Source organism: Oceanobacillus sp. CF4.6 (assembly GCF_051262635.1).
Classification (GTDB): domain Bacteria; phylum Bacillota; class Bacilli; order Bacillales; family Amphibacillaceae; genus Oceanobacillus.
Map to the genome: position 1 here is coordinate 1 of NZ_JBIMEX010000021.1, position 9,223 is coordinate 9,223.

The 9,223-nt window shown below is 36.0% G+C and carries 7 protein-coding genes and 1 pseudogene; 5 read left to right on the forward strand and 3 right to left on the reverse strand.

What is annotated here, in order from left to right:
• Positions 1-89: 89 nt before the first annotated feature.
• From ACHABU_RS20305 to ACHABU_RS20325, 5 genes are all read left to right on the forward strand, one after another.
• Complete coding sequence (locus ACHABU_RS20305; RefSeq protein ID WP_435766779.1) at positions 90-881, forward strand: SDR family oxidoreductase; 792 nt, start codon at positions 90-92, stop codon at positions 879-881.
• 56 nt (positions 882-937) lie between these two features.
• Positions 938-1,660 carry a metallophosphoesterase family protein gene (locus tag ACHABU_RS20310; protein ID WP_435766780.1) on the forward strand — a complete coding sequence of 241 codons (723 nt, stop codon included), beginning with the start codon at positions 938-940 and terminating at the stop codon, positions 1,658-1,660.
• A 460-nt stretch (positions 1,661-2,120) separates the two neighbouring features.
• Complete coding sequence (locus ACHABU_RS20315) at positions 2,121-2,354, forward strand: hypothetical protein (protein WP_435766781.1); 234 nt, start codon at positions 2,121-2,123, stop codon at positions 2,352-2,354.
• Positions 2,355-2,377: 23 nt separating this feature from the next.
• Positions 2,378-3,934 (forward strand): sodium:solute symporter family protein, encoded by a 1,557-nt coding sequence (locus tag ACHABU_RS20320; protein ID WP_435766782.1) that lies wholly within the window; start codon positions 2,378-2,380, stop codon positions 3,932-3,934.
• A gap of 141 nt (positions 3,935-4,075) precedes the next feature.
• Positions 4,076-5,278: an MFS transporter gene (locus tag ACHABU_RS20325; protein ID WP_435766783.1), complete on the forward strand. Its 1,203-nt coding sequence runs from the start codon at positions 4,076-4,078 to the stop codon at positions 5,276-5,278.
• Positions 5,279-5,565: 287 nt separating this feature from the next.
• On the opposite strand, the pseudogene ACHABU_RS20330 reads toward ACHABU_RS20325, so the two are convergent.
• From ACHABU_RS20330 to ACHABU_RS20340, 3 genes and pseudogenes are all read right to left on the reverse strand, one after another.
• Positions 5,566-7,119: pseudogene (locus ACHABU_RS20330) on the reverse strand (IS3 family transposase).
• Between the two features lie 304 nt (positions 7,120-7,423).
• Positions 7,424-8,515: an NAD(P)-dependent alcohol dehydrogenase gene (locus ACHABU_RS20335; RefSeq protein ID WP_435766784.1), complete on the reverse strand. Its 1,092-nt coding sequence runs from the start codon at positions 8,513-8,515 to the stop codon at positions 7,424-7,426.
• Between the two features lie 497 nt (positions 8,516-9,012).
• The coding region (locus ACHABU_RS20340; protein WP_435766785.1) for an aldehyde dehydrogenase family protein at positions 9,013-9,223 on the reverse strand (211 nt) is incomplete at its 5' end.

Below are 9,223 nucleotides of genomic sequence, written 5' to 3' on the forward strand. Positions count from 1 at the left end.
AATATAAGGTAAAAGGCTGATAATAAAACTCAATACTTCCAGCCTTTTGCTTTTTTATTTTTTTATATATTGAAAAAAGGAGGAATAATATGAAACTCGGACTCAATGGAAAAAATGTTATTATTACAGGCGGCAGTGCTGGAATAGGATATGCATGTGCTAAAGGTTTAATATCGGAAGGCGCCAACCTTATAATAGTAGGAAGAGACAAAGAAAAATTGGGTAATGCGTCTACTTCACTTAAAGAAATTGCGCAAGGTAATCAAATCTTTACAATCAGTCAGGACTTAACAGATTCTATAGCTGCTGAAAGAATAGCAAAGAAAGCTATTTTGAAGTTAGGGAAAATTGATATTTTAATTAATAATGCTGGCTCTGCTCGTGCAGGCTCATTTTGGAAACTGACAGATCAGCATTTTATTGATGCATGGAATTTAAAATTATTAGGGTATATCCGGATGATAAAAGAAGTGGGATCACATATGAAAGATCAAGGACACGGTAGAATTTTAAATATTATAGGCACAGGCGGAAAAACTCCGAGCCCTACCTTTCTTCCTGGCGGGACCGCAAATGCTGCTCTTCTCAATTTTACTAAAGGAATTTCTAATGAATTAGCAGAGAGCGGTATTAGAATTAATTCCATTTCTCCAGGGGTAACCGCTACAGATCGAGCAGAACACCTAGCAAAACAGAAAGCTGAAGTAAAAGGCATCACTTTTGAAGAACAGATAGAAATTGATACAGCATCCAATCCGCTTGGAAGAATGGTAGAACCAGAAGAAATAGCATCAATGGCTCTCCTTTTGGTATCAGACCTTATTTCATCTATTACCGGAGCTGATATCGTAATCGATAACGGGAAGCAACCCGGATTTTGATAAAAGGTTAGATTTTCCTTTTTCAAAATACAGATTGCATGTGGAGGTAGATTGACATGACAAAAATTGCAATTATTTCGGATGTACATGGTAATACAACCGCATTAAAAGCTGTTATAAAAGATATAAAGATGCGAAAGATAGAAAGAACTTTTTGTTTAGGTGATCTAATTGGAAAAGGGCCGCGAAGTTCAGAGTGTATTACACTCATACAAGTGAACTGCGAAAAGGTAATTCGCGGAAATTGGGATGTCCTTATACAATCAGAAACAGATAATGAATATATTCAATGGTTTAGAAATCAAATATCAAATGAGGATATTCAATATCTATCTTCGCTGCCATTTCATATTGATTTGGAATTGAATGGACAGCTAATCCGATTTTTACACGCTTCCCCAAGAAGTGAATTTGAACGAATAATACCAGATTTTGAACCTCTCGAGAAATGTTTATCAATGTTTGATAATAGTGAAAAAGTCAATTCAACTAATCCAGATAGACGACCAGACATTGTATTTTATGGTGATCTGCATACAGCATTTTTAAAAACATATAAAAATGGAATTTTATGTAACGTTGGAAGTGTTGGAAACTCATTGGACCTAACAACAGCCTCGTATGCTGTTTTAGACGGCAGCTATTCAACAAATACCATCCAATTCGTAAGAGTTCCTTATAATCAAAGAGAAGAAGTTAACACTGCCAAAGCAATGGGGATACCCTCATATGATAAATATTATAATGAAATTATGTTTGCAAAGTACCGGAATGCATAAGAGTGTCTGCAAACAGCTTACTCCCCTCTTACCAAAAAGAAAAATATCAAAGACTTAATATATAAGCCTTTGGTATGTTCTTCGTTTAGAGAAAATCTCATTGATATTTGCAAAGTATGGAAGAAAATATAGATTCAGAATTTAATTTTTCACGATAGAATAAAATCAGATTTTTGGTGCCTCGTGCGAGAAATCACCCTATATTCCCCGCCACAACCAAGTGGTTGAATATTAAGTTAAATCATAATAATACATATTATCATTATTAGTATTTTATTAATACTTTATTTTTAAAATATATTGACAAATCTGAATGTAATCGTTAACATAAATATGTACAACATAACGTCATTAAGTTTAACAATAGTGAATTTAGGGAGTGTTGCATATTATGGATTAATATTGAATTGCAGTATAAATGAGAATAACCTTTTAATCTAGTATAACGGAGGGAAAAAACATGTCATATAAAATCAAGTTATTACTGGTTATAGCAGGCTTTTTACTTCTGACAATCCTACATTTTGACTTCTGGTGGTTTAATCAGGTGAATCCAATCATATTAGGGTTTCTGCCTATATCAATATGGTTCCAGGTATTGGTGGGAGGTATTTTAGCATCCGTATTTTTATACTATGCCTACAAAGTAATTTGGCCAGAAGTTGACCCAGAATTTGAAGACTCTGAGGAATAGGAAAAGAAAGGAAGTGAAAGATTTTGGATAATAATAGAATTATCATGGTATTCGTTGTTTTGGCTATTTATATGTTAATGATCATAGGAATAGGATGGATTAGTAAAATAAGAACGAAACGAACGAGTGAGGATTACTTTATGGCCAGTCGATCCATTGGCGGATTATTTCTATTTTGCGGGATAATCGGGGCCAATCTGTCATCATTTGTTATGCTCGGAATGCCTGGAGGTTCCTATCATAATGGTTTTGGATTTTATGGTTTAATCATGGGGGCTGGTGCCTTTATGATCGGTTTTACTACTTATTATTTTGGGATAAGAATATGGGCTTTGGGAAAGAAGTTTGGATATAATACTCCTAGTGAAATTTTTGGTGGAAGATTCAAAAGTGATTCAGTTGCTTTAATTATGTTCATCATATTTACTGTCTATACACTTCCGTATATAGTTACAGGTCAAATCGGAGCAGGTGCTGGGTTTGAAACATTTACAGATGGCTTAGTCCCTTTCTGGCTAGGATCTTTAATTATTACCGTATTAGTTGGCTACTATGTTTGGAGTGGCGGTATGAGAGGTACTATTTTTACGAACGTACTTCAAGTTCTGATATTCATGGTATTTTTATCGCTCGCTGTAATAATGGTTGCGAACGATCAAGGTGGATTCAAAGCAATGACGGACAGGGTTTTGGCAGAAGTGCCACAATTAATGCAGCGTGAAGGTATACCACCCTTTTCCTGGCAGTCCTGGTTCAGTCAATGGCTATTATTTGCAGTTGTAGTTCTAAGTTTTCCACATGTGATTATCAGATTATTATCAGCTAAAAGCAGTACCGTTTTAAGACAGAATAGTGTCATGTACCCTTTAGGAATGGCTGCTGTATACATATTAGCAGTAACATTAGGCGTTTGGGGAGCAGTTTTAATTCCGGGGCTCCAAGGTGCTGAGGCTGATAATATTGTGTTTTTGATAACGTTTGAATATCTTCCTATTTGGATGAGTGGTCTTGCTATAGCAGGTCTCCTGGCAATGGTAATGTCAACAATGGATGCGCAACTATTAACTTTAAGTAACATGTTTACAAAGGATATCATTCAAAAATACTTTAAAGCGAACGAAAATGATAAAGAGCAGGATATTAAATCAGTATCCTATGGGAGGTTATTTGTTGTAATTATACTAGCTATTTCCTATGCATTTTCTTTGTTAAGACCAGCTAGTATATATGAGATTGCCAATCTATCTTTCACTGGGACATCTGTTATGATTCCAGTAATAATAGCATCATTATATTGGAGACGTCTAAATCGATATGGGGCGATTTCCAGCCTGGTTGTCGGATCTATTTTAGTTCCCGTTTATTTCTTCACTGATTGGCTTCCGAGTTTTGGATTTTTGCCAATTGTACCATCATTCATTACAGCTGCAGTTGTAATGATTGTTGTCAGTTATGCTACTAAGCCAGAATATGAAAACGCTGACAGACATTTAAACGTGCTGAAAAGCGTTCTTAAACGACCAGGAACAAAAAATAATCAAGTTCATAAAGAACCTACTAAAAAAATTAATAATGCATAAGTAGGTGACAGATGAAAGTATTAACTTATAATTAATAGTCTCTTCTTTGTAAAATGTTAGACGGTTACATTTTATAAAGAAGAGTTTTCTATATATAAAGGTGACTCAAGTAAGATCATGCGTTGTGAAAGGAAAGTTAAAATGGAAAATACCAATTATAAATTTATAAACAGCAGAAAAAGCCAGAATATGTCTACCTTTGTATTATTCTGTGTAGCTGTATTTGTACTATCTTCTGTATACTTGACAATTCCTTTATTATCTATATTTCAATCCGAATTTTCAGTAACTCTTAGTCAATCAGCGCTCACTGGCAGCATCTTCTCTATTTTTTTTGCAATTGGCTGTCTGATCTTTGGGCTTATTTCGGAAAAGTATGGATTGAAACGTGTAATGATATATGGACTTATAATCTTAAGTGTTATCACTCTATTAATTGGATTATCAAATAATTTCTCTCAACTCCTTATTCTTCGTGCACTGCAGGGCGTAGCAGCAGCTTCTTTTTCACCAGTTGCATTAATTTATATCGGTATTGTATTTCCTCCCGAAAGAAGAGTTACTGCAATTGGTATTATCAGTACTGGGTTTTTAATGGCCGGCATTATTGGACAGCTAATTAGTAGCTTTATTGTACTCATTTGGAGCTGGCGTACAGTATTTTACTTTTTCGGTATAATTTATGGTGTAATCACACTTGTGTTAGCTACATTGCCAAAAGATAAAACCAATAAAGATATCGCACTTAAAACCATTATAATGAAAATTTCTACGCCATTTCACCAAAAAGAAATCGTTTTATTATATGGTATTTCATTGACCATACTACTATCGTTTGTTGGTATGTATACAGCTTTGGATGAATATTTGACATTACATTTTGGTTTAACTGATCAGCAAATATTCCAAGTCCGTGCAGCTGGGATTATTGGAATTTCCCTCGCTCCCTTCAGCAAAACTTTCACAAATAAGTTAGGAATGAATCGTGTACTAATGCTAGGATTAGCTTTAAGTATCATAAGTCTGGTTTTGCTCTTTTTCAGCATGAATTTTATCTTTACAATTATATTGAGTGTGATCTTTGTAGCCGGTATTGCATTATTAATCCCTGCATTAATTTCCTTAGTTGGAAATTATGGGGAATCTAATAAAGGAATAATTACAACTATATATACATGTTTAATATTTATCGGGGCGGGTCTTGGCCCCATGATTGCAGCCTTCGTCATGAAATATAGTCAGCCAGCTAATGTGTTTATTATTTTATCGTTTTTATTAAGTATTGCTTTGTTTTTTTCAATTTGTATAAGTATTTTAGAGAAAAGGCATGATTCTGGAATATAGTTTCCCAGCTGGAAATCCTAAATACAGCATGAACAACCAGAATGAAAGATGACTTCTTTATTACATAGAAGTCATCTTTCTTTGCTTTATTCTTTAGTTTAATTCTCTATACTTCGGTGTTTTTCAATATAGTTGTCGCATTTGTTGATTTACTTTTTTAATCCTATTCCAAAATATAGTATTTTCCCAAATGCACTCAAAGCTACCGCGCTACGCTTGCTGGCCTGGTGATTTGAATCGAAAGGAAAAGCGTATTTTCGATTCAAATCACCAGGAAAAGGGGGAAATTACTGTCTTACTACTGCTTCTTTTTGTTTTTCATCCCGCATTGGATTGAGTGCTACTTGTTCGTTTGGTGTCCAATTTCTTGTTGTTCGCGCCCAACGCTCTGGATGCTTCTTTTTTGCTGCTTCATATACTTCTTTTCGCTTTTCTAATACAGCTACGTGCTCTCCAGTATGGCATTGAATTGGGGTCACGAAATTTAACCCACTATGCAAATGAATCTCATTGTACCAATGCACAAATTTCCCGGCCCATTGCCTTGCTTCCTCCAATGATATAAAACCTTTATGTGGAAAATCCGGACGGTATTTTAGCGTTCGAAACATCGCTTCTGAATATGGATTGTCATTACTCACACGTGGTCTTGAGAACGAGCTTTGAATGCCCAACTTCTCCAATAAGCCTAGGAATGTGGCGGCTTTCATCGGGCTACCGTTATCGGAATGCAACACCAGTGGTTCACCTTGGATTTTCTCACTGATCACCGCTTTTTTCACGAGTGTTTCGGCATACATTGCTTCTTCTGTTTCCCATACTTCCCAGCCGACGACCTTTCTGCTAAACAGGTCAAGAATCAAATAGAGCCGGTAAAATAAACCTTTCGCCGGCCCGGCCAGCCAAGTAATATCCCATGTCCACACTTGATTTGGCATGGTTGCGAGATGGCTCTCTGGGATCCTACGCGCCGGATTCTGGCTACGTCCTCGATGGTTTTGCATTTTTTCTTCTCGTAACACCCGATAAAATGTAGATTCGGATGCTAGATAGGTGCCCTGATCTGCAAGTTTTGGCACAATTTGCGTTGGCGGTAAATCCACATATTCCTCTTGTTTGACGATCGTAATGATTTCAGCTTTTTCTTCTTGTGACAACTTATTTTTCGGTGTGGGGCGTTTTGTAACTGGCCGCTGATCGATCTGCACACCCCCATCAGCTACCCAGCGCTCATACGTACGTACGCTAATGTGGAGCTCCTGACAAGCCTTTGCTAATCGCGCACCTGTTTATTAATTCTACGGCTAATGCGCGATTTGATGGATCAATCATTCGTCCTCGTCGTCCCCCCAAATCGCTTGGGCCTTTTTTCGAAAAAGTAATAATGCTGCGGCTTCCGCTAACGCCTTCTCTTTCTTTTGTAGATCCTTTTCTAATGTTTTCGCACGTTTCTGTTCATCTTTCAATTGCACATTCAATTGTTTTGCCTGGTCGAATGCTTGACCATTTGCTTGAAGGCATACCTTACGCCAGGCTTCTATTTGTTCACGATACAATCCTTTTTTACGGCAATACTCAGCAAGCTCCAACTCATTCAGCGTAAACGTCTCCATCACGATTAAAAATTTATCCTGACTATTCCATTTGTCACTTGTTTGTCCGTTGCCAGGTGTTACAGTACCAACTGACCTTGCTTCCTTACGCCACTTGTACAATGTCACTTCTGAAATGCCTTCTTCTTTCGCAATTTGTGCCACCGATTCATTTTTTGGTGGCATCATCCGTTGAAGGACTTCCTCTTTTCGTTCCGCTGTATAACGGATTCCGTTTTGCGCTGTCATATTAATCGACCTCCGTGTTTATTTACTTAATCATATCACGTTAGCCTTGTACGACATCTATCCTAACAGAGGGGGACTTCTGATTCTTGACTAGAAATGCACGCCCGCAATGGCTATGGGTGTGATTTAAAATAAATCGCAACTTTTCATTAATCTACATTGTCACAAAATTGCTATATTTGCCATCTTTTCTTCGGATCTTTTCTTCTGGATCTTCTCTTCATTTTTGGCAGAAAGATGAAAGATAATGAGTAAAAACGCACATATTAATAAATCTAATATATGCGTTTTAATTTCATCTAATTTATTGTGCTATTTTTACAATAGGTTTAAGTGTTTTACCAGTTTTAGACTCTTCAAAGGCTTTGTTGATGTCTTCAAAGTCGTAGAATTTTACTAATTTATCAAATGGAAATTTACCTTCTTTATAGTATTCAATTAATTTTGGAATATGCAATTGCGGAACGGAATCTCCTTGAACCGTACCCATAACTTTTTTTCCTTCCATTAATAAATCATTAGTAAAGTTTAACGTAACATCTCCACCCATACCTACGATAGCTACTGTACCTGAAACGCGTAATGCATGAACTGATTGGATGATTACCGGAGTTGCGCCAGTTGTTTCAACGGCATAATGAACCCCGCCGTTAGTAATATTTCTAATTTCTTCTACAACATCTACTTCCTTTCCGTTTAATACATGAGTTGCACCAAGTTCTTTTGCAAGGTCTAAACGGTTTTGATGAAGATCCACTACAATAATATGTTTTAAGCCCATGATTTTAGCTGCCATTACTGCACTTAAACCAACTGCACCTCCACCGTATATGGCAATTGATGTACCTGGTTCAGGACGTAAACTATTCATAACTGTACCACTACCAGTTTGAATACCACATCCTAATGGTCCTAATAATGCTAAATCAACATTTTTATCTACTTTTACAATGTTGTTTTTATTGGCAACTGAATATGTTGCAAAAGAAGATTGACCAAAGAATGTAGAAAGTGAATGATCATGTTGATTAATACGGTTTGTACCATCTTTTGATTTACCACCAAAATTAAGTTCTACGGTTCTTTCACATAAATTTTGGTGACCAGTTAAACACTGTGAACATTCGCCACAGTAAGAGTAAGAAAGAACTACGTGATCTCCAGGCTGTACATTAGTCACACCTGAACCTACTTTTTCTATAATTCCAGCACCCTCGTGGCCAAGTACAGCTGGGAATGGAGCACCTCTACCATTTATTGATTCGGCATCTGTATGACAAACGCCTGTAGCTACAATTTTAATTAAAACTTCCTCAGCGCCTGGATCCATTAATTCTACTTCCTGAATTTTTAATTCTTCTCCAACACTATGTGAAACGGCTGCTTTTACTTTCATATAAGTACTCTCCTAACTATCAATTATTATGAATTAAATTTTATTAATTCATTATCCTTTAATATTAATACAAATAAGTATACTCTTTAGTAAATCATTCTACTTTTAATCTCATCTTTTTTATTTATAACTTACATTAAATTATTCTTTTTGTAGTAGTAGTATCACTTTTACCTTAACCAAACGGAACTATTTCCACTAATTGAATTAATTATCTGAGTATATTCTTGCTTAAAGTTATAATTATATAAACTTTAAGCAACTATATATAATTTTTTAGTGCTCGGCAAGATACAGATTCCTTTGGGATCAAATAACAGTTTGCTATTTCCCATGTGGTTGGTTTTCCCCTTCTCATAATATTACGACTACTAAATAACCTGGGTGAACAATTTATTAAACTTCAGAAAATGGTGCGTATTAAATGAATCTAAAAAATCATGCACAAATAACCACCACCAAGGTGGTGATTATTTTACACTTACATGAAATGATGTTTATTTCACATACCGGATAGAATGAACTTCCATATAAGAACTCATTGTTTCTTCAACGCCCAATTCTCTGCCAATCCCACTTTGTTTAAACCCTCCAAATGGCATTCCTAATGAAAGCGATTCGAAACTATGTGTATTAATAAACGTGCTGCCAGCCTCTATCTTTCTTGCAGCCTCATACGCACGGTCGATATCGCTTGACCAAATGGAT

What these genes read in the sequence shown, in the direction of transcription:
- ACHABU_RS20305 (WP_435766779.1), top strand. Translation starts at nt 90, where the DNA reads ATGAAACTCGGACTCAATGGAAAAAATGTTATTATTACAGGCGGCAGT.
- ACHABU_RS20310 (WP_435766780.1), top strand. Translation starts at nt 938, where the DNA reads ATGACAAAAATTGCAATTATTTCGGATGTACATGGTAATACAACCGCA.
- ACHABU_RS20315 (WP_435766781.1), top strand. Translation starts at nt 2,121, where the DNA reads ATGTCATATAAAATCAAGTTATTACTGGTTATAGCAGGCTTTTTACTT.
- ACHABU_RS20325 (WP_435766783.1), top strand. Translation starts at nt 4,076, where the DNA reads ATGGAAAATACCAATTATAAATTTATAAACAGCAGAAAAAGCCAGAAT.
- ACHABU_RS20335 (WP_435766784.1), bottom strand. Translation starts at nt 8,515, where the DNA reads ATGAAAGTAAAAGCAGCCGTTTCACATAGTGTTGGAGAAGAATTAAAA.